This window comes from Pseudokineococcus sp. 1T1Z-3, from assembly GCF_037482365.1.
In the GTDB taxonomy this organism is placed as follows: Bacteria; Actinomycetota; Actinomycetes; order Actinomycetales; family Quadrisphaeraceae; genus Pseudokineococcus.
In genome coordinates, this window is record NZ_JBBHZF010000023.1 from 63,917 (window position 1) to 82,903 (window position 18,987).

19 protein-coding genes are annotated in these 18,987 nt (G+C 77.3%); 7 read left to right on the top strand and 12 right to left on the bottom strand.

The annotated features are described in order from the left end of the window. The first annotated feature begins 137 nt into the window (after window positions 1-137). Window positions 138-1,733: a gluconokinase gene (locus tag WDV86_RS07720; protein ID WP_445262992.1), complete on the top strand. Its 1,596-nt coding sequence runs from the start codon at window positions 138-140 to the stop codon at window positions 1,731-1,733. A gap of 33 nt (window positions 1,734-1,766) precedes the next feature. On the opposite strand, the gene WDV86_RS07725 is transcribed toward WDV86_RS07720, so the two are convergent. The 3 genes from WDV86_RS07725 to WDV86_RS07735 all read right to left on the bottom strand — a co-directional run bounded on the left by WDV86_RS07725 (window position 1,767) and on the right by WDV86_RS07735 (window position 5,211). After that, the gene (locus WDV86_RS07725; RefSeq protein ID WP_339567034.1) at window positions 1,767-2,942 is read right to left on the bottom strand and encodes a 3-dehydroquinate synthase family protein; all 1,176 of its coding nucleotides are present in this window, start codon (window positions 2,940-2,942) and stop codon (window positions 1,767-1,769) included. 175 nt (window positions 2,943-3,117) lie between these two features. Further along, window positions 3,118-4,275, bottom strand: coding sequence for a GGDEF domain-containing protein (locus WDV86_RS07730; protein ID WP_339567035.1), 1,158 nt, complete (start codon window positions 4,273-4,275; stop codon window positions 3,118-3,120). 153 nt (window positions 4,276-4,428) lie between these two features. Continuing rightward, window positions 4,429-5,211: a hypothetical protein gene (locus WDV86_RS07735; protein WP_339567036.1), complete on the bottom strand. Its 783-nt coding sequence runs from the start codon at window positions 5,209-5,211 to the stop codon at window positions 4,429-4,431. A gap of 171 nt (window positions 5,212-5,382) precedes the next feature. Between WDV86_RS07735 and WDV86_RS07740 the strand changes: the two genes are divergently transcribed. Then, window positions 5,383-5,871 carry a DUF2975 domain-containing protein gene (locus WDV86_RS07740; protein WP_339567037.1) on the top strand — a complete coding sequence of 163 codons (489 nt, stop codon included), beginning with the start codon at window positions 5,383-5,385 and terminating at the stop codon, window positions 5,869-5,871. After that, entirely contained in the window at window positions 5,871-6,167 is a 297-nt protein-coding gene (locus WDV86_RS07745; RefSeq protein WP_339567038.1) for a helix-turn-helix domain-containing protein, read from the top strand. The genes WDV86_RS07740 and WDV86_RS07745 overlap by 1 nt, the downstream gene beginning before the upstream one ends. Here WDV86_RS07745 and WDV86_RS07750 read toward each other — a convergent pair. Together WDV86_RS07750 and WDV86_RS07755 are read right to left on the bottom strand one after the other, a co-directional pair. Beyond that, window positions 6,154-7,431, bottom strand: a complete 1,278-nt coding sequence (locus tag WDV86_RS07750) for a sensor histidine kinase (protein WP_339567039.1) — start codon at window positions 7,429-7,431, stop codon at window positions 6,154-6,156. The two genes, WDV86_RS07745 and WDV86_RS07750, sit on opposite strands and share 14 nt — an antisense overlap. After that, window positions 7,428-8,096, bottom strand: coding sequence for a response regulator (locus WDV86_RS07755; protein ID WP_445262993.1), 669 nt, complete (start codon window positions 8,094-8,096; stop codon window positions 7,428-7,430). The genes WDV86_RS07750 and WDV86_RS07755 overlap by 4 nt, the downstream gene beginning before the upstream one ends. 241 nt (window positions 8,097-8,337) lie before the next feature. On the opposite strand from WDV86_RS07755, the gene WDV86_RS07760 reads away from it, so the two are divergent. Continuing rightward, window positions 8,338-8,994 carry a hypothetical protein gene (locus WDV86_RS07760; protein ID WP_339567041.1) on the top strand — a complete coding sequence of 219 codons (657 nt, stop codon included), beginning with the start codon at window positions 8,338-8,340 and terminating at the stop codon, window positions 8,992-8,994. A gap of 23 nt (window positions 8,995-9,017) precedes the next feature. On the opposite strand, the gene WDV86_RS07765 is transcribed toward WDV86_RS07760, so the two are convergent. Continuing rightward, a complete protein-coding gene (locus WDV86_RS07765; RefSeq protein ID WP_339567042.1) occupies window positions 9,018-10,148 on the bottom strand; it encodes a glycosyltransferase in 1,131 nt (376 codons plus the stop codon). A 91-nt stretch (window positions 10,149-10,239) separates the two neighbouring features. Then, window positions 10,240-11,061: a dimethylargininase gene (gene ddaH, locus WDV86_RS07770; protein WP_445262994.1), complete on the bottom strand. Its 822-nt coding sequence runs from the start codon at window positions 11,059-11,061 to the stop codon at window positions 10,240-10,242. Window positions 11,062-11,459: 398 nt separating this feature from the next. On the opposite strand from ddaH, the gene WDV86_RS07775 reads away from it, so the two are divergent. Continuing rightward, window positions 11,460-11,915 (top strand): Lrp/AsnC family transcriptional regulator, encoded by a 456-nt coding sequence (locus WDV86_RS07775; protein WP_339567044.1) that lies wholly within the window; start codon window positions 11,460-11,462, stop codon window positions 11,913-11,915. 32 nt (window positions 11,916-11,947) lie between these two features. Here WDV86_RS07775 and WDV86_RS07780 read toward each other — a convergent pair whose 3' ends face one another. Together WDV86_RS07780 and WDV86_RS07785 are read right to left on the bottom strand one after the other, a co-directional pair. Beyond that, entirely contained in the window at window positions 11,948-12,973 is a 1,026-nt protein-coding gene (locus WDV86_RS07780; RefSeq protein ID WP_339567045.1) for a DUF4349 domain-containing protein, read from the bottom strand. A gap of 147 nt (window positions 12,974-13,120) precedes the next feature. Beyond that, on the bottom strand, window positions 13,121-14,578 hold the full coding sequence (locus WDV86_RS07785; RefSeq protein ID WP_339567046.1) for a cation:dicarboxylate symporter family transporter: 1,458 nt from the start codon (window positions 14,576-14,578) through the stop codon (window positions 13,121-13,123). Between the two features lie 233 nt (window positions 14,579-14,811). On the opposite strand from WDV86_RS07785, the gene WDV86_RS07790 reads away from it, so the two are divergent. Both WDV86_RS07790 and WDV86_RS07795 read left to right on the top strand, forming a co-directional pair. After that, the gene (locus WDV86_RS07790) at window positions 14,812-16,602 is read left to right on the top strand and encodes a sensor histidine kinase (RefSeq protein WP_339567047.1); all 1,791 of its coding nucleotides are present in this window, start codon (window positions 14,812-14,814) and stop codon (window positions 16,600-16,602) included. Continuing rightward, the gene (locus WDV86_RS07795; protein ID WP_339567048.1) at window positions 16,599-17,312 is read left to right on the top strand and encodes a response regulator; all 714 of its coding nucleotides are present in this window, start codon (window positions 16,599-16,601) and stop codon (window positions 17,310-17,312) included. The genes WDV86_RS07790 and WDV86_RS07795 overlap by 4 nt, the downstream gene beginning before the upstream one ends. Before the next feature lie 97 nt (window positions 17,313-17,409). On the opposite strand, the gene WDV86_RS07800 is transcribed toward WDV86_RS07795, so the two are convergent. The 3 genes from WDV86_RS07800 to WDV86_RS07810 all read right to left on the bottom strand — a co-directional run. After that, entirely contained in the window at window positions 17,410-17,763 is a 354-nt protein-coding gene (locus WDV86_RS07800) for a hypothetical protein (RefSeq protein WP_339567049.1), read from the bottom strand. 36 nt (window positions 17,764-17,799) lie between these two features. Further along, window positions 17,800-18,198: a VOC family protein gene (locus WDV86_RS07805; protein ID WP_339567050.1), complete on the bottom strand. Its 399-nt coding sequence runs from the start codon at window positions 18,196-18,198 to the stop codon at window positions 17,800-17,802. Further along, window positions 18,195-18,987 (bottom strand): NAD-dependent epimerase/dehydratase family protein (locus WDV86_RS07810; RefSeq protein WP_339567051.1); only part of this gene is annotated, 793 nt, incomplete at its 5' end. The genes WDV86_RS07805 and WDV86_RS07810, both read right to left, overlap by 4 nt.

An 18,987-nucleotide genomic window follows, 5' to 3' on the forward strand; every position in this document is an offset into this window, starting at 1 on the left:
TGCAGCGCAGCGTAGGCACCGGGCCGGCCTCCCGCGCGGCCGCCGGACGTTCGTCAGCCGTTCACCCGCCGACCCGCTGGCGCGCCGGGCGGTCGGGCCGCGGGTCGGCGACGGTGCGCCAGGATGGCGGCGTGACCATCCCGAGCGACCTGCCTCCCGGCCGAGCCCAGCCCGCCGGGGACGAGCCGGCGCCGCTGGTGCTCGGCGTGGACCTCGGGACGACGGCGACCAAGGTCGCGGCCTTCACGCCCGCCGGGGACGCCGTCGCCGAGGCCGAGGTGGAGTACCCGCTGGAGGAGCCCCAGCCGGGCTGGGCCGAGCAGGACCCGGCGACCATCCTCGCCGCGGCCCGGGAGGCGGTGCGCCGGGTCGTCGGCCGGCTCGGCGAGGACGGCGGGCACGGTCCCGTCGTCGGCATCGGGGTCAGCGCCGCCATGCACAGCCTCGTCGCGGTGGGCGAGGACGAGCGCCCGCTGACGCCCGTCGTCACCTGGGCCGACCGCCGCTCGACGCCGCAGGCCGAGCGGATCCGCCGGGGCCCGGGCCCGGGGGTGCACCAGCGCACCGGCACCCCGGTGCACCCGATGTCGCCGCTGCCCAAGCTGGTCTGGTTCGCCGAGGAGCGCCCCGACGTCGCCCGGCGGGCGGTGCGCTGGGTCGGCATCAAGGAGCTGCTGCTGCACGCCTGGTCGGGCGAGTGGGTGGTCGACCACTCCATGGCCTCCGGCAACGGCCTGCTCGACGTGCGGACGCTCGACTGGGACGCCGAGGCCCTGGAGATCGCCGGCATCACGGCCGAGCAGCTGCCCCGGCCCGTCCCCGTCACCCACCGGCTGGCGCTGCGGCCCGAGGTCGCTGCCGACCTCGGCCTGGACCATGACGTCGCCCTGGTCGTCGGCGGCGGCGACGGGCCGCTGGCCAACCTCGGGGTCGGTGCCGTCCGCCCCGGCGTCGCGAGCGTCTCCATCGGCACGAGCGGCGCCCTGCGCGTGGTCGTCGACCGGCCCGGCGTCGACCCGGAGGGCCGGACCTTCAGCTACGCCGTCACCGAGGAGCTGTGGGCCGTCGGCGGCGCCATCACCAACGGCGGGGTCGTGCTGCGCTGGGTCGGCGACGCCCTGGCGCCGGACGTGGAGTGGTTCGCCGACGAGCTCGGCGACGAGCCGGAGGAGGCGCTGACCGACCTCGCCGCCCTGGCGCCACCCGGCAGCGGCGGGCTGCTGATGCTCCCCTACCTGCTGAGCGAGCGGGCGCCGTACTGGACGGCGCTGCCGCGGGGCGCCTACGTCGGGCTGCAGCGCCACCACGGGCGCGAGCACCTCGTGCGCGCCGCGCTGGAGGGCGTGTGCCAGCAGCTCGCGCTCGTGCTGGCGTCGCTGCGCGAGGCCGGGCACGACATCACCGAGATCCGGGCGACGGGCGGCTTCGCCCGTTCCGCGGTCTGGCGCCAGATGCTCGCCGACGTGCTGGGGATGGACATCTCCTTCCCCAGCGGCACCCAGGGCTCCGGCTACGGCGCCGCGGTGGTCGCGATGACGGCGCTCGGGCTCGTGCCCAGCGTCGAGGTGGCCGCCGACCGGGTGCAGGTGGGCGACGTCGTCTCCCCCGACCCGGAGGCGGCGGCGATCTACGCCAAGCTCCTGCCGGTGCACGCCGGGCTCTACGGCGCGCTCGAGGCCAGCTTCGCCCAGCTGGCCGAGCTCGACGGGCAGCTGCCGCTCGAGCGTGGCTGACCGTCGGGGACGGGCCCTCGCCCGTCGTCCCGGTCAGCTGGGCTGCAGGACGGCGTCGACGGCCTCGTGCACGAGGTCGGCGTCCACGGGCACGAGCGGGCGCCCGTTCTCGCCGGCCAGCGGCCGGCCGAGCGCCTCCAGCAGGACCATCGGCACGACGTCGTCCCCGGTGCCCGGCAGGTAGCCGCGCTTGTTGTCGCGCAGCAGCAGGCGGTGCAGCGCTGCGCGCTCGAGCCGGGGCGGGTGCCCGGCCCGGACGCCCAGCGGGGTGAGCACGCGGGCGTGGGCGGCGACGGCGGCCTCGTCGAGCAGGCCCAGGCGCCGGCTGACCTCGGCGGCGGCGAGCATCCCCCAGCCCACCGAGGCGCCGTGGGAGAGCGCGCCGCGCGAGGCCAGCTCGACGGCGTGCCCGACCGTGTGCCCGTACTCGAAGACCAGCGCCTCGCGCCGCTCGTGCGGGTCGGCGGCCAGCATCGGCGCCTTGGCGTCGACGCCGATCTGCAGCAGCCGGGCCAGCGCGTCGGAGCCGTGGTCCCCGAGGCCGTCGACGGCGGTCAGCAGGTCCTCCTCGCGCTCCGGCAGCACGGCGAGCACGTTCTTGGCCATCTCGGCCGTCCCCGTGAGCAGCTGGCGCTCGTCGACGCCGCGCAGCCAGTCGAGGTCGCACCACACCGAGGCGGGCGTCCAGAAGGTGCCGACCATGTTCTTGCCGGCCGAGAGGTTGACGCCCTGCTTGGCCGACAGGACGGCGTCGAAGGCGGCGACCGGCGTCGTCGGCAGCTGGACCAGCGGCAGGCCCCGGAAGAGGGTCGCGGCCACCATGCCGGCGACGTTGCCGACGAGACCGCCGCCGAGGGCGACCACGACGGTGCCGCGGGTCGCCCCCGCCTCGACGGCCCGCTCGGCGAGGTCGAGGACGACGGGCAGCGTCTTGAGCTCCTCGCGGGCCGTGAGGGTGAGGACGACGACGGGCAGCCCGCCCGCCCGCGAGCCGGCGAGCGCGGCGGCGACCTTCTCGGCCAGCGCGGGCGCGACGGCGTCGGCGACCAGCACCACCCGGTCGACGGCGCCCAGCTCGGCGCCCAGGCCGGCCACGAGCTCCTCGGTGCAGCGGTCGCCGTAGGTGTAGGGCACCACCTCGTCGCCGAGGGCGAAGGAGGTCTCCCGCAGGGGCGCGGCGGTCGCGCGCGGCGTGGTGGCCGTGGTCATGGACGTCCTTCCGTCTGCCCCGTGAGCTGGATCGTCGTGCTGCGGAGGCAGCGGGGTGCCGGCGGGCAGGCGCGTCGAGGGTAGCCAGCAGCCTCGCACAGGTGCCGGGCGGTCTCGTCCCGCCGAGCCCGCGCGCTGCCCGCCTCGTGCCGTCGACGACGGCCACGGGAGCCGCTCAGGACGCAGGGCGCTGCGCCGTGCCCTGGAGCTCTGCGGCCTCGGACGGGGCGGCCTCGGACGGGGCGGCCTCGGACGGGGCGCGCTGGGAAGGAGCCGGGCCCGACGCCCGCGCTGCCGCCCGGGTGCGCCGCTTGGCGGCGTACATGGCGTCGTCGGCCCGGCGCAGCAGCTCGTCGACGTCGACCGGGACCTCGGTCCACGCGGCGCCGACGCTGATGCCCAGCGGCGCGCCGAGAGCGGTCGCCAGGGGGCGCTCGACGAGGGTCGAGCGCAGGCGCTCGGCCACCTCCTCGACCCGCCCGACGTCCGGCAGCTCGCGCAGCAGGACGACGAACTCGTCGCCGCCCGTGCGGATCACGAGGGAGCCGGGGACGTCGGCGAGCTCCCCGACGAGGCGGCGGGCCACCGCCACGAGGACGTCGTCGCCCACGAGGTGCCCGTGGTCGTCGTTGACGGCCTTGAAGCCGTCGAGGTCGCAGAACAGGACCCCGGTGGCCCGCCCCGGCGCCGCCGACGCGAGCGCCGTGGCGACCTCTGCGGCGAGGGCCCGCCGGTTCAGCAGGCCGGTGAGCGCGTCGCGCCGGGCCGCCTCCACGACGGCGGCGTGCCGGGTCGCCTGGGCGGCGAGCAGCGCCCTCGACGCCCCGGCGCGCTGGTCCGCCATGCGCCCGATCGTCACCACCGCCCACAGCGAGATGCCGAGGAGCGCGGCGCTCACGACGCCGGAGGCCGGCCAGGGCACGATGGCGCCCCGCCCGACGAGGACGCCGGCCGTCGACGTCGCCACCGTCGCCACCACGAGCATCAGGCTGCCGCCGAGGAGCGTCCTGCGGCTCGGACGCTCCTGAACGGCGAAGCCGACGACGCAGAGCCCGACGGCCGGCAGGAGCGCACCCAGCGCGCTCAGCGTCAGCGCGACGGCGTTCAGCGACAGGCCGATGGCGATCCGCAGGAGCGGACGTCCCCCCTCGCGGCCGTGGTCGACCAGCCGGTGCGCGACCGGGTTGCCCACCGCGCCGCAGACGGCGAAGGCGACGAGCGCGGGCAGGGGCGACACCGCGAGGAGGTCGAGGAGGAGCGCGACGCCGGCCGCGGCTCCCGCCACGAGGACGCACGCGAGCGAGGTGCCGAGGACGACGAGGAGGTCAGGCACCCACCGTCGTCCGGCGCTCCCTTCCCTCTCGCCCTGCACGAGGACGAGTATCGGTGGACGGGGGGCGTCCGCGGAGGGCTTCCTGCCGGGCAGGGCCCGTGCGATGGGCCGCATGGGGGACGTCGCGTCCCGCGCCCGCGCCCGCCGGGCGGCTCAGGGGCCGGCCGGCTCCGGGGCGAGCGTCCGGGCCGGCTCGGTCCCCGCGTCGCGGACCTCGCGGTCGCCGAGCGGCGCGTCGAGCCGGACCTGCACGGGCGTGGGCGGGTTGCTCGGGCAGTCGGCACCACCCTCCAGGGGCTCGACGCCGAGGACGACGTCGACGGCCTGCACGCCCTGGACGACGTCGACGACCTGGACCCGCCCCTGCGCGTCCTGGCCGCTCGCGCAGGCGAGCTCGGTGGCCAGCAGGGCGACGACGTCGCTGCCCGGGTCGAGGGGCCGGGCGGGGTCGCGCGTCAGCGACGCCGGCTCCAGCCCGCCGGGGAGAGGGACCCGCAGCGCGCACGTGGCGCTCGACGCGAGCACCCAGCCCTCGCCCTCGGCGCCCCCGGGCCGCGCGACGGCCAGCACCTCGTGGGTGCGGACGTCGCCGGCCCCGAGGTCCTCGGGCTCGGGCAGCTCGCGCAGCAGCGTCAGGCGCGCGCCCGACTCCTCCGCGACGGTCCAGGACGCCAGGTCGTCGACGGGGGGCACCTCCTCGCCGGCCAGCGCGGCCTGGCCCTCCTCGCCGAGGTCCTCGCCCGAGCGGCCTCCGGTGAGCACCTCGCGCGGGACCTCGACGCCCTGGCAGACCAGCACGCCGGGCTCGACCTCGGGCGAGGGCACCGGCTCGCTCGCGAGCGGCCGCCCGTCGCCGCAGGCCGCGAGCAGCACCAGCCCCGCGGCAGCCCCGGACGCGGCGACGCGTCGTCCTCCTCGGCCCGGGTGCCTGCGCATGGCCGGCATCATGCCTGCGCTCCTGCGCCGGGTCGGGACGGAGGTCGTGGTCGCGACCGGCGAGGGACGGCACCGCCGCCATGACGGCTCCCGGGGCACGCCCAGTGACACCTATCGACTACCGTGCGGTTGTTGCTGACAGCCGATCTCACGTCCCGAGAGCAGGTACCCGTGCGCCGCACCCCCCTCCTCCCCGTCCGCGCGCTGCGCGTCGTCCTCGTCGCGGGCGTCCTCGGGCTCGTCCTGCTGCAGGTGCTCGTGCTGCCGCTGCTCGCCGCCGAGAGCGCCCTGACCTACCCCGAGCTCGCCTGGCTGCGCTGGCCGGCGCTCGCGCTCGCGCTCGCCGTGGTCGGGTGCGTGCAGGTGGGGGCGGTGTGCGTCTGGCGCCTGCTCTCGCGGGTCCAGGCCGACGCGATCTTCGACGCCGCGGCGCTGCGGGACGTCGACGTCTTCACCGGCGCCGCCGCCCTGGCGACGACCCTCGTCCTCGGGGTCAGCCTCGCCCTGACCTTCGTCGCCGGCGAGGGCAACCCCGGGACGGTGCTCGGCTCCGGCGCCCTCGTCGTGGCAGGGGCGGGCGTCACCCTGCTCATGGTCGTGATGCGCGCGCTGCTCGTGCAGGCGACGCAGCAGCACGACGAGCTGGCGGAAGTGGTCTGATGCCGATCGTCGTCGACCTCGACGTCGTCATGGCCCGGCGCAAGGTGCGCCTGGGCGAGCTCGCCGAGCGCACGGGCATCACCCCGGCCAACCTCTCCGTCCTCAAGAACGGCCGCGCCCGCGCCGTCCGCTTCACGACGCTCGAGGCCATCTGCGCCGCCCTCGGCTGCCAGCCCGGCGACGTCCTGCGCTGGGAGCCCGAGGCCTCGCCCCCCTCCGGCGCCCCCTCCGACGCCCCCTCCGACGTCCCCTCCGACGTCCCCTCCGACGNNNGGGACCACGTCACCCGTCGCTGACCGCGGGCAGCGAGACGACGACGAGCGCCCCGCCCGACTCCCCCGCGCGGATCTCGGCGCGGCCGTCCATCGCCTGGACGGCGGCCCGCACGAGCGAGAGGCCGAGGCCGCCGTCGCTGCTCGTGCCGGCGAAGCGGTCGAAGACCCGCTCGCGCTCCTCCGCGGGAACTCCCGGGCCGTCGTCCTCGACCTCCAGGACGCCGTACCGGCCCGCCCGGCCCACGCCCACGCGCACGGCGCCGCCGCCGTGCCGGTCGGCGTTGTCGAGGAGGTTGACGAGCACGCGGGCGACGAGGCGACGGTCGGCCCAGACCGTGACGGGGACGGGGACCGTCACGGGGACGGGGACGGCGACGTCCGGCTCGAAGGTGCCGACGCCCCGGGGACTCTCGCGGTGGGCCTCGACGACGTCGCGGGCGAGCGCCGCGAGGTCGACGTCCTCGGGCTCGACGTCGGCGCGGCCCTCCTCCAGGCGGGAGAGCTCGAGCAGGTCCTCCACCAGGAGCCGCAGCCGCCGGGCCTGGCCGACCATGATCTGCACCGGCTCCCGGCTGCTCGGGGGCAGGTCGGCGACGCCCGGCTCGACGAGCGAGGCCGCCGTCACGAGCGCCGCGACGGGCGTCCGCAGCTCGTGCGCGGCGTCGGCGGCCAGGCGCCGCTCCCGCTCGGCGTCCGCCGCGGCCCGCGCGAGCCGGGCCCGGGCGAGCGCCGCGGCGCCGGCCGCAGCCAGCAGCGCCAGCGCCAGGACGAGCACCGCGGCGACCCGGGCGCGGGAGAGCGCCTGCTCGCGGACCCCCTCCGCGCCGGCGAAGATGAAGACCCGGTCGCCCGCACGCCCGACGCCGGCGACGGCCGTGCGCGTCCCGTCGACGTCCGTGGTGAGCACGGCCTCGCCGCCCTGCAGCGTCACGCGCCGCACCTCAGGCGGCGCCGAGGCGGCCGAGATACCCGGCTCGGAGGTCGTCTCCTCGCCGCCCCGCTCCAGCACGACGCCGAGGTCGTCCTCTCCCCGGGCGCCGTCGACGAGCTCCTGCGCCGAGGCGCCGTCGTCCAGCAGCGGGGCGAGGTCGAGCACGAGCACGGCCCGGTCGGCGGCCCGGCCGCGCAGCGCGGCGTCCTGCGCGCCGGCGGCCCCCACCAGGCCGAGCGCCACGGGGACGCCGACGACGACGAGCGCCACCACGCCCGCCAGGGCCGCCGCCGTCCCCGCGGGCACCAGCCCGCGGCGCCGGCCTGCGGCGGACGGGCGGTCCGGCGCCCTCACCCGGCCGGCACGCGGTAGCCGACGCCCCGGACGGTCTCGACGACCCGGTCGCCGTCCTCGCCGAGCTTCTGGCGCAGCCGCCGGACGGCCATGTCGACGCTGCGCGAGCCGCCGAGGAAGTCCTGTCGCCACACCGCCCGCAGCAGGTCCTCCCGGGAGCGGACCTCGCCCGGGCGCTCCAGCAGGGCCTGCAGGAGCCGCAGCTCGGCGCTCGTCAGCTCGACGGCGCGCCCCGTGCGGACCACCCGGCACGCCTCGACGTCGACCTCGAGGTCGCCGTGGCGCAGCACCCGGGAGGGCGCCGCCGCGCCCGTGCGCCGACGGACCGCGCGCACCCGGGCCAGCAGCTCGGGTCCCTCGAAGGGCTTGGTGAGGTAGTCGTCAGCCCCCACCTCCAGGCCGGCGACGACGTCGGCCGTGGAGTCCAGCGCCGACATGACGAGCACGGGCACGGCCGACGCCGCACGGACGCGCCGGCACACCTCCAGCCCCGGCAGGCCGGGCAGGCGCAGGTCGAGCAGGACGAGGTCGGGCGGCTCGGCGCGGAAGGCGGCCCACGCCGCGTCCCCGTCGGCGACCCGGACGACCTCGGCCCCTGCCGCCGCCATCGTCAGGCGCACGAGCACCGCCATGGCCTCGTCGTCCTCGACGAGCAGCGTCCGCACGCCGGTGAGGGGCTCGGACGCCGGCGGCCTCGAGGCCTGGACGCCCCCCGCTCCTCCGGCGCCCGTCACGACGCCGACGGTAGACCGGGGCACCCGGCCCCGCCCCCGGCCACCGCCCGGCGGTGCGACGTCCAGGCGAGCGTGACAGGGGCGTGACGCAGCGGTGACGCCGCCGAGGCGACGGCCCCAGGTGGCGCCGCGAGCGTCGTCGAGGTCAGCACCCCCACCAGCAGGAGGACCCATGCGCACCACCACCCGCACCCGCCGCCGCACCGCCCTGGCCGCGCTGCCCCTGGGCGTCGGCCTGGCCCTGTCCCTCGCCGCCTGCGGGGGCGAGGAGGTCGAGGCGCCCGAGTCGGCCGACGTGGCCGAGGAGGTCGACGGGGACGTCGACCTCCTCGACGGCGAGGCGGCGGAGGACCTCGTCGGCCTGGAGGTGACCTTCGTCGGCGACGTCACCGAGGTGCTCGACGACGACTACGGCTTCCGCGTCGACAAGGACGGCCTGGACGTCGAGGCGGAGTCCTACGAGGAGCACCTCGAGGACGCCGAGACCTGGTACGACGACTACGACTACACCGACGAGGACGCCCTCACGGCCTACGACGAGGACCTCGGCGACGGGCCCGCCGCCAGCACCCCCGTGCTCGTCGTCGACCCCGCGGGCGCCTCGGTGGCGGCGGGCGAGGACGTGCGGGTGAGCGGGACGGTCCGCCTGCTCGACGTCGTCGTCCTGGAGGACGCCTACGGCGTGGACCTGGAGGACGACGTCTACGACGTCTGGGACCAGCACCTCGTCGTCGTCGCGAACGCCGTCTCCCCGGCGTCCTCGGGGTCGGCGCCCGGCTCGTCCTCGACGCCCTCCACCTCCTCGACCGGCGGCTCCGGGGAGGGCTGAGCGGGCCCGGCGCGGCGGGCTCCTCAGCCGGGCGCGCCCGCGGCGACCCGGTCGTAGAGGTCCTCCAGCGCGGCCGTGCAGCGCGTGATGTCGTAGCGCTGCTCGACGAGCGCCCGGCCGGCCGCGCCCATCGAGCGCGCGAGGTCGTCGTCGCCGAGCACGCGCGCGAGGGCGGCGGAGAGGGCACCGACGTCGCCCTCGGGCACGAGCAGGCCGGTGACGTCGTCGTCGACCGCCTCGGGGACGCCCCCGTGGCGGTAGGCGACGACGGGCAGCCCCGCGGCCGCGGCCTCGAGGAAGACCATGCCGAGCCCCTCGGCGTCCCCGCCGGGCGCCCGCTTGGACGGGCCGCAGAAGATGCCGCCGCCCTGGTAGGCGGCGCGCAGCTGGTCGGGCGAGCGGTGGCCGCGGAACTCGACCACGAGGCCGCGCTCGGCCGCCCTGGCCTCCAGCTCCGGACGCAGGGGTCCGTCGCCGCACACCTCGACGGGGGTGCGGCGCAGCTCCTCGGGCAGCGCCGCGACGGCGTCGAGGAGGTCGGCGACGCCCTTCTTCTCCACCAGCCGCCCGACGAAGAGCAGACGGCGGACGGGCGTCGGGTCTCGCGGGGGAGGCGGGCCCGGGGGGATGCCGATGGGCTGGACGACGACCTTGGCCTCGGGGGCGCCGAGGGCCAGCAGGCGCTCGCGGACGTACTCCGACACGGCGACCAGCACGGTCGCGCTCTCGAAGAGCCGGCGCAGGCCCCGGCGGTAGGCGGCCCCCGTCCGCGGCTCGACGGGCAGCCGCGTGACGTCGTAGCCGTGGAAGGTGACGACGAGCGGCAGCCCGGCGCGCCGGGCCGCGGGCGCGACGAGCATCCCGTCGCGGCCGAAGTGGGCGTGCACGAGCCGGACCCCCGGGCGGGCCAGCAGCGCGTCGAGGCGGCGGCTGCGCCCGCTCGCACGCACCCACCGGCGGTGCACGCCGGCGACGCGGCCGGAGCCGGCGACGACGAGCGCCGGGTCGACGTCGAGCAGGCTGGGGCGGCGGTAGAGCCCCGCGAGCAGCGGTCGCCACCGCGTCATCGCCCCCACCTGGTTGGCGACGAAGGTCTCCGAGGACGGCAGCACCTCGTCGCGCCACACGACGACGCGCTGCTCCTGCTGCGGCACCGGCCCTCCCCTCTCTCGCACTGCCTCCTGCGCCGCGACAGTAGGGGGCCGGACCACGAGCAGCGGTGCCGGCGAGCCGCCCGCGGCGTCCTCAGCGCAGCTCGAGGGTGCAGCACTTGACCGACCCGCCGCCCTTGAGCAGCTCGGAGAGGTCCACGGGCACGGGCACGTAGCCGCGGGCGTCCAGGTCGGCCGCCATCGCCGTCGCGGCCGCGGGCAGGACGACGTGGAGGCCGTCGGAGACGGCGTTCAGGCCCAGGACGGCCGCGTCGGCGTCCTCGACGAGGAGGGCGTCCGGGTAGAGCCGCTCGAGGGTCGCGCGGCTCTCGGCGTCGAAGGCGCCCGCGACGTAGGCGACGTCGTCGTCGGCCAGGACGGCCAGCGCCGTGTCGAGGTGGTAGTACCGCGGGTCGACCAGGCGCAGCGGCACGACCTCGACGCCGAGCACGCGCGCGGCCTCCTCGTGCGCCGCCGGGGCGGTGCGGAAGCCGGTGCCCGCCAGCACGCGCTCGCCGACGACGAGGAAGTCGCCCTCGCCCTCGCCGACGTGCTCGGGCTCGTGGACGGCGACGCCGGCCCCCCGCAGCCACGCGGCGAAGGCCGGGCCCTCCGCGGCGCGCTCGGGGTGGGCGAAGCGTGCACCGAGGGCCCGGCCGCGCACGACGACGCCGCCGTTGGCCGCGAAGACCATGTCGGGCTGGCCGGGCAGGGCGGGGACGACGTCGACCTCGTGGCCGAGACCGGTGTAGGTGCGGCGCAGCGTCTCCCACTGCGCGAGGGCGAGGTCGCGGTCCACGGCGACCGAGGCGTCCATCCACGGGTTGATCTCGTAGGCGACGGCGAAGTGCTCCGGGCGGCACATGGCGTAGCGCCGCGGCGTCGCCCGACGGGGCGGCCGGCCGGTCGAGGGCAGGGGCGTCGCCTCCGCGCGCGGGGCGGGGACGACGTCGGCCGGTGCGCTCGCGCGAGGGGTCGGGCCCAGGGTGGTCGAGAGCTGGGTGGTCGAGAGCTGGGTGGTCGGGAGCTGGGTGGTCGGGAGCTGGGTGGTCGGGAGCTGGGTGGCGGCGGTGTCGGTCACGGGCGGGCCTCTCGGGCGGGGCGCCGGCGACGGCCGGCGCCGTGGTCTCGCGCCGGCGGGGGCCGGCGACGCGGGCTCGGAGGCGCCGGCGCCGTCCGTGACCCCGACGCTAGAGGCCGCGGGCGCGACGATCGAGGCCGATCCGCTGCTCGTCGGCGGCGATGCGTTGCGCCGCACCGACCCGCCGCGGCACTACGTTGCGCGGGGCGGGGCGAGGGTGACGAGGAGGGGTGATGGACGCGCTCGACGAGAAGGTCCTGCAGTGCCTGGTCCGGGACGCCCGGGCGACCTTCGCGGAGATCGGCGCCGAGGTCGGCCTCTCGGCGCCCGCGGTCAAGCGCCGGGTCGACCGGCTGGTCGCGAGCGGCGCCGTGCGCGGCTTCACCGCCGTGGTCGACCCGGCCGCGCTGGGCTGGACGACGGAGGCCTACGTCGAGGTGCGCTGCCAGGGCCCCGTCGCCCCGGCGGAGCTGCGGCGCCGCCTCACCGGTATCCCCGAGGTCGTGGAGGCCGTCACCGTCACCGGGCGCGCCGACGCGCTCCTGCACCTGCTCGCCCGCGACGTCCGGCACCTGGAGCGCGCGCTCGAGCGGGTGCGCGACGAGCTGGACCTCGACTCCTCGGAGTCCGCCGTCGTCCTCTCCCGCCTGCTCGACCGGGCGCGGACCGGTCCGGAGGGCGGCGGCTGAGCCGGCCCGGGAGGCCGGTCACCGCGGCGGGCTCACGAGGTGGTGGCAGCCGCCGCGGCGCGGCGTCGGCGTCGCCGCACCAGGAGCGGGAGGGCGACCAGCGCGGCCACCGCGGCGAAGGGCAGGACGGCGCCGGCTGCCGTCGCCAGGCCGGCGGTCGTCGCGACGAAGGCGTCCCACCCGGCCGCCAGACCGCCGAGGAAGCCCGCCGGGCCGGCCACTGGCGCCGCGCCGGGGCCGGAGAGCGAGACGTCGACGGTGGCGAGCGCCACCTGGTCGGCCAGCGCCCGCTCGCGCGCCTGCAGCGCCTCCAGGTCGGCCTGACGAGAGGCGATCTCGCTCTCCAGGGTGATGATGTCGCTGGTGCTCTGCGCGTCGGTGAGCCGGGCGCGGAAGGTGGCCAGCACGGCCTGCGCCGAGGCGACGCGGCTCTCGACGTCGGCGACCTCGGCGGTGACGTCGGTCGCGGTCGTCGAGCGCTCGAGGAGCTCACCGAGGCCGGCGACGTCGTCCACGACGGCGGGGAGGCGGTCGCCGGGCACCCGCAGCTGCACCTGGGCCGTGGCCCGCCCGCCGCCCCCGCCGTCGTCCTGCGCCGTCGAGGTGGCGCTGCTGCTGACGAGCCCACCGGCGGTCGTCGCCACCCGCTCCAGGGCTAGCACGCCGGCGGCCACGTCGTCGACCTCGACGCTGAGCCAGGCCGTGCGGACGACGTCACGCTCCCCGGGGACCTCGGCGCCGGAGAGGTTCCCGCCGCCGGAGGTCCCTCCCTCGGCCGGGGCCTCGCCACCCGCAGCCCCGAGCTCGGCGAGCTCGCCGCCCGCCATGTCCGTCGCCACGCCGCTCTCGCTCCCCGGCCCCGCCCCGGCGCCGTCTGCGCCGCCGGCGGAGCAGGCCGCCGCGAGCAGGAGGGCGACCCCGGCCGCCGCGGCCACCAGAGGTGCCCGCCGGGCGCCGAGCCGCCCACCGCTCCGCCCGCCGCCCTGCCCCTGCACCTGCCCCTGCCCGCTGTGCCCCCGCCCGCTGCGCCCCTGCCCGCCGTGCTGCTGCTCGTCCACGCCTGTCCTCCTCGCTCGGCCCGGCGCGCCGGGCCGGGAGCCGTTGGACGTCGCGGGCCGCTCACCGGTTCCGCCCACGAGCCAGGACGCGAGGAGCCCCGCCCCGCCGGCGGCGGGGCGGGGCTCCCGCCCAGAGGGGCGGCGACGTCAGCGCGAGGTCGTCGTCTCCGACGAGCGCGGGGCGACCTCCAGGGCGGCCGGGGTGCCGGCCTGGGGCGTGGCCGCGTTGGTGACGGCGACCGGGTCGGCGCTGGGGGCCGCGGCGGGGCCGTGGTGGTCGTCGACCATCGTGCGCTCGTCGAAGGGGTCGGCGCCGGACAGGACCCGCTGCACCTGGACCTTGTCGAGCGAGCCCGTCCACGTGCCGATGAGGAGCGTCGCCACCGCGTTGCCGGTGAAGTTGGTGACGGCGCGGGCCTCGGACATGAAGCGGTCGATGCCGACGATGAGGCCGACGCCGTCGACCAGGTCGGGGCGGTGGCTCTGCAGGCCGGCGGCCAGCGTCGCGAGACCGGCGCCGGTGACGCCCGCGGCCCCCTTGGAGGCGACCATCATGAAGAGCAGCAGGGAGATCTGCTGGCCGATGCTGAACGGCGTCCCAGAGGCCTCGGCGATGAACAGCGAGGCCATCGTCAGGTAGATCGCCGTGCCGTCGAGGTTGAAGGAGTAGCCGACCGGGACGGTGATGCCGACGACCGAGCGGTCGACGCCGACGTGCTCCATCTTGGCGATGAGGCGGGGCAGCGCCGTCTCGGAGGAGGACGTCGAGACGATGAGCAGCAGCTCGCGGCCCAGGTAGCGCAGCAGCGTGAGGATGTTGATGCCCGTGACGACCCGCAGGAGCGCGCCGAGGACGCCGAAGATGAAGATGGCGCAGGTGATGTAGAAGGCGAGCATCAGCATGGCGAGGGCACGGACGGCGTCCCAGCCCGTCTCGCCGACGACGGCGGCGATCGCGCCGAAGGCGCCGACCGGGGCCGCCCACATGATCATCGCGAGGACCTTGAAGACCACCTTCTGGAAGACGGCGACGCCGCGCAGCGCGGCCTCGCCCGTCGCGCCGAGGCCCTGGACGGCGAAGCCGACGAGGACGGCGACGAAGAGGGTCGAGAGCACGTTCTCACCGGTCAGCGGGGAGACGAGCGTCGTCGGGATGATCGAGATGATGAACCCGAGCGTCCCCTCGGGGGCGTCCTCCGCCGGCGCCGGCACGTCGTAGGTGACGCCGGCGAGGCTGATCCCGGACCCGGGGTGCACCAGGTTGCCGACGACGAGCCCGATGGCGAGCGCGAAGGTCGACATCCCGATGAAGTAGCCGAGGGCCATGCCGCCGACCCGGCCGACCTTGGCGGCGGCCCGGATGGAGCCGATGCCGAGGACGATGGTGCAGAAGATGACCGGCGAGATCATCATCCGGACCAGCGAGACGAAGCCCTGCCCGATCGGCTTGAGGCTCTTGGCGAAGTCCGGGGCGAGGAAGCCCAGCGTGGCGCCGGACAGCACCGCGACGATCACCGCGATGTAGAGCAGGTGGGTGCGGCCGCTACGCGTCGTCGCGGCGGTGGGCGCGCTCTGGCGCGGCACGGGTGGTGGCTGGACGGTCATCGGGCGTCTCCTCGTCGAGAGCTCGGCGGGCGGCGGTGCGCCGTCGGCCGAGGGCTGGCCGGTGCTGCGGGCAGCCGGCCCGGCGGCGAGGCTGCGCCCGCAGAGGGTGCGTCGGGGCAGGCCACCGGCGCGCGCTTGCGTTCGTTGCGTCCGCGACCTGCGGTCGTGCCGTCGCCCGCTCGCCCTCGCGGCTCCTCGCCCGTCGACGTCGACGCCGCGCCACACTGGTCCCCGTGAGCACGAGCCGCCGAGGGCCGCGCAGCGTCGCCGCCTCCCTCATGTGGTGGCAGGTCCTGGTCGTCCTGCTCGTCGTCGCCGTCGCGGCCGTCCTGGCCGGGCTCGACGCGCGCCGCGACGCCGACCGCAGCGCCGCCGAGCGGGCGCAGGCCGTCGCCGAGACGGTCGCCGACGCGCCCGAGGTCCTCGCCGTCGCCCTCGCCGACGAGCCGCTGGCCGACCGCACCGCCGCCCTGCAGCCCTTCGTCGAGCAGGTCCGGGCCGAGACCGGCACGTCGTTCGTCGTGGTCATGGCCCCCGACGGCACCCGCTGGACCCACCCGGACACCGGTGAGATCGGCCGCACCTACCTCGGCACCCGCGGGCCCGCGCTCGCGGGCGGGCGGGTCGTCGAGACCTTCACCGGCACCCTCGGGCCGTCGGTGCGCGCCGTCGTCCCCGTGCGGGCCGACGGCGAGGACGGCGCCGAGAGCGGGCCCGTCGTCGCGCTCGTCGCGGCCGGCATCTCCGTCGACTCGGTCGGCGCGGCGACCACGGAGGGCGTGCACCTCGTCGTCGTCGCGGGCCTCGGCGTCCTCGCGCTCGCGGTCGGCGGCTCCTACCTCGTGGCCCGGCGGGCGCGCCGCCTCACGCTCGGGCTCGCAGGGCCCGACCTGGCGCGCATGTTCACCTACTACGACGCCGTCCTGCACTCGGTCCGCGAGGGCCTGCTCCTGGTCGACGGCGACGGGCGCGTGCAGCTCGTCAACGCCGAGGCGCGCCGGCTCCTCGACCTGCCGGGCGGGGCCTCCCCCGGCGACGCGGACGGCAGCCTGCAGGACGCCGGACGCTCCGCCGCCGTCGTGACGGGCGAGAGCACCCGGGCGGCGGGGTCTCTCGGCGACGTCGTCGGCGCCTCCGCCGCGGACCTCGACCTGCCGGCCCCGCTCGTGCGGATGCTCACCGGCACGGACGAGGCGGTCGACGAGGTGGTGCTCACCGCCCGCCGGGTGCTCGTCGCCTCCGTCCGCGACGCCCGCACGCCGTACGGGCCGGGCGGGACGACGGGCCGGGTCGTGACGCTGCGCGACCGCACCGACCTGCTCGCCCTCACCGACGAGCTGGCGACGACGCGCTCGCTCGCCGAGGCGCTGCGCAGCCAGGCGCACGAGTTCTCCAACCGGCTGCACACCGTCGTCTCCCTCGTGGAGATGGGCCGCACGCAGGAGGCCGTCGACCTCGCCGTCGACGAGCTCGCCGAGGCCCAGGCGCTCACCGACCACGTCGTCGGCGCCGTCGGGGAGCCGGTCGTCGCGGCCCTGCTGCTGGGCGCCAGCGCGCGGGCCGCCGAGCGCGGCGTCGACGTCACCGTCGCCGCGGGCAGCCACCTCGACGAGGGCGAGGTGGAGCGCGGCGGCACCCCCGTGCGCGACGTCCTGCTGGTGCTCGGCAACCTCCTGGACAACGCCGTCGACGCCGCCGCCGCCGCCCGCGACGCCGCGACGGCCCGCGGGACGCCGTCCGAGGGAGCCCTCGTCGAGGTCTTCCTGGCCCCCGACGGCGACGACCTGCTCGTCGAGGTCTCCGACTCCGGCGCCGGCCTGACCACCGAGGCCGCCGAGCGGGCGTTCCAGCGCGGCTGGTCGACCAAGGACGACGGCAGCCGGCTGCACGGGCGCGGGCTGGGGCTCGCGCTCGTCGGGCAGACGGTCGACCGGCTCGGCGGGCACGTCGCGGTGGAGCGCTCGGTGCTGGGCGGCGCCCGCTTCGTCGTCCGGCTGCCCGCACGCCGGGCGGTCGCGCCGTGAGCGCCGGCCGCCCGGGGACGCGCGAGGTCGTCGTCCTCGTCGTGGAGGACGAGCCGGTCGCCGCCGCCGCGCACCGCATGCACGTCGCCGCCCTGCCCGGCTTCCGGGCGCTGGCCCCCGCGTCGACGGCCGCCGAGGCGCTGCTGCGGCTGCGCGGCGGCGAGGGCGCGTCGGTCGACCTCGTGCTCCTCGACATGCACCTGCCCGACCGGCCGGGCCTCGACGTCGTCCGCGCCCTGCGGGCCGCCGGGCGCTGGACCGACGTGCTCGCCGTCACCTCGGCGCGCGAGCTCTCGACGGTGCGGGCGGCGACGTCGCTCGGCGTCGTCGGCTACCTGCTCAAGCCCTTCGCCGGCGCCGCGCTGCGGGACCGGCTGCAGCAGTACGCCTCCGCGCGCGGGCTGCTGGACGGCGACGGCGCCGCGCTGAGCCAGGCGGAGGTCGACCGGGCACTCTCGGGCCACCTCGTGGCCGCGCGCGAGGAGGGCGGCCGCGGCGCCGCGGGCCTGTCGGAGGAGACCCTGGCCGCCGTCGCCGGCGTCCTGCGCGAGACGCCCTCGTCGGCCGGGGAGGTGGCGACCCGCCTGGGCATGGGCCGCGTGACGGCGCGCCGCTACCTCGAGCACCTCGTGGGCACCGGTGCCGCCGACCGCCGCCCCCGCTACGGCGGCACCGGCCGCCCCGAGCTGGAGTACCGCTGGGCCACCTGAGCCGACCCCCGCCCACCTGCGCCCCTCCTCCGGACTTCGTAGCCTTTCTCCGCCCGGAGCGGCCCTGACGACGGACTTCGTAGCCTTTCTCCGTGGGTCAGACCGCGTAGGCCCGCAGGCACGACGCCGGGAGCCAGCCGGTGACGACGGTCCCGGTGCCGTCGTCGAGCAGGTAGGCCACGCGGGCCTCCCAGCCGCCCGAGACGTCCCGCCGCCAGGACGCGACGACGCCGGGCATCGGCTCCTCGTCGGGCATGAGCACCCAGCAGTGCCGGCTGCGGACCACCCGGCGGTCGCGCGCGGCGACGGGCCCGTCGTCGTGCCGGACGTCGACCTCGACGCCTGCGGGGTCGGGGCCGCCCGCGGCCTCACCCTCAGCAGCGGCCGGGACGCCGTCGACGAACGAGCGGCGGAAGGCCGCCGCCTGGCTGCTCGACCACCCTCCGCCCATGCCGACAGGTTCGCACGGTTGTTCGAGCGGACGCCATCACCCCCCGACGAAGAGGCAGAACGGGTGACCGGCGGGGTCCAGGACGACGCGGACGTGCTCCTGCGGCTGCTGCTCGGCGAGCCGCCCGCCGAGCTCGACGGCCCGCGCCGCCGCCGCCGCCAGCGACGCGGCCGGGTCCTCGCCGCTCACGACGACCTCGACGTCGAGGTGCAGCTGCATCTGCTGGTCGCCCGGGCCCTGCGGCCAGACCGGCGGCACGTGGTGGGCCTCCTGCTGGAAGGACAGAGCCTTCTCCCCCGGCAGCCCGAGGATCACCCACTCCGGCTCGTCGACCCGCAGCTCGCCCCCGAGCAGGTCCCGGTAGAAGGCGGCGAGCGCCCGCGGGTCGGGCGCCCCGAGGACGGTCGAGGACAGCTGCAGCGCAGGGGCGCTCACGGGGTGGCCTCGTCGCGCCAGGAGTGCTGGGGGTCGTAGCCGAGCAGCTCGCGGGCGGTGCCGATGCCGAGCAACGTCTCGTGCTCGCCCAGGTCGCCGCAGACCTCGACGCCGGGGAAGACCTCGGCCACCAGGCTCGCGCTGGAACGGCTCATCACCGTGTCCGCCGCCGCGACGATCGCGACGTGGGCGCCCGGGCGCCGCAGCTCCAGCCCGCGGCGCACCGCCTGCGCGCCGTCGCGGGCGTCGACGTAGCCCCACAGGTTCCACTTCCGGAGCATCGGGTCGGCGTCGAAGGCCGGGAACTGCGCGTAGTCGCGTGGCTCCATGACGTTGGAGAAGCGCAGGCCGACCATCGTCAGCTCGGGGTCCCACCGGCACAGGTGGTGCGCCATCTCCTCTTCCAGCGTCTTGACCAGGGAGTAGGTCGACCCCGGCCGTGCGCGGTAGTGCTCGTCGACCGGCACGTAGGGCGGCGGCTCGTCGAAGGGCAGCCCGAGGACGGTCTCGCTGGAGGCCCAGACGACCTGCTTGACCCCGGCCGCGCGAGCCGCCGTCTGCACGTTCCACGACGCCGTCATGTTGTTGGCGAAGGTCGCGCTGTTGGGCAGGACCCCCGGTGCGGGGACGGCGGCGAGGTGGGCGACGGCGTCGACACGCCCCTCGCGCTCGTCGGTCCGGCCGGCGACGACCTCGACGACCTGCGCCTGGTCGGTGAGGTCGACGAGCAGGAGGCCCTCGGGGGCGTCCGGGCCGGGCGCGCGGTCGACGGGCAGGACGTCCCACCCG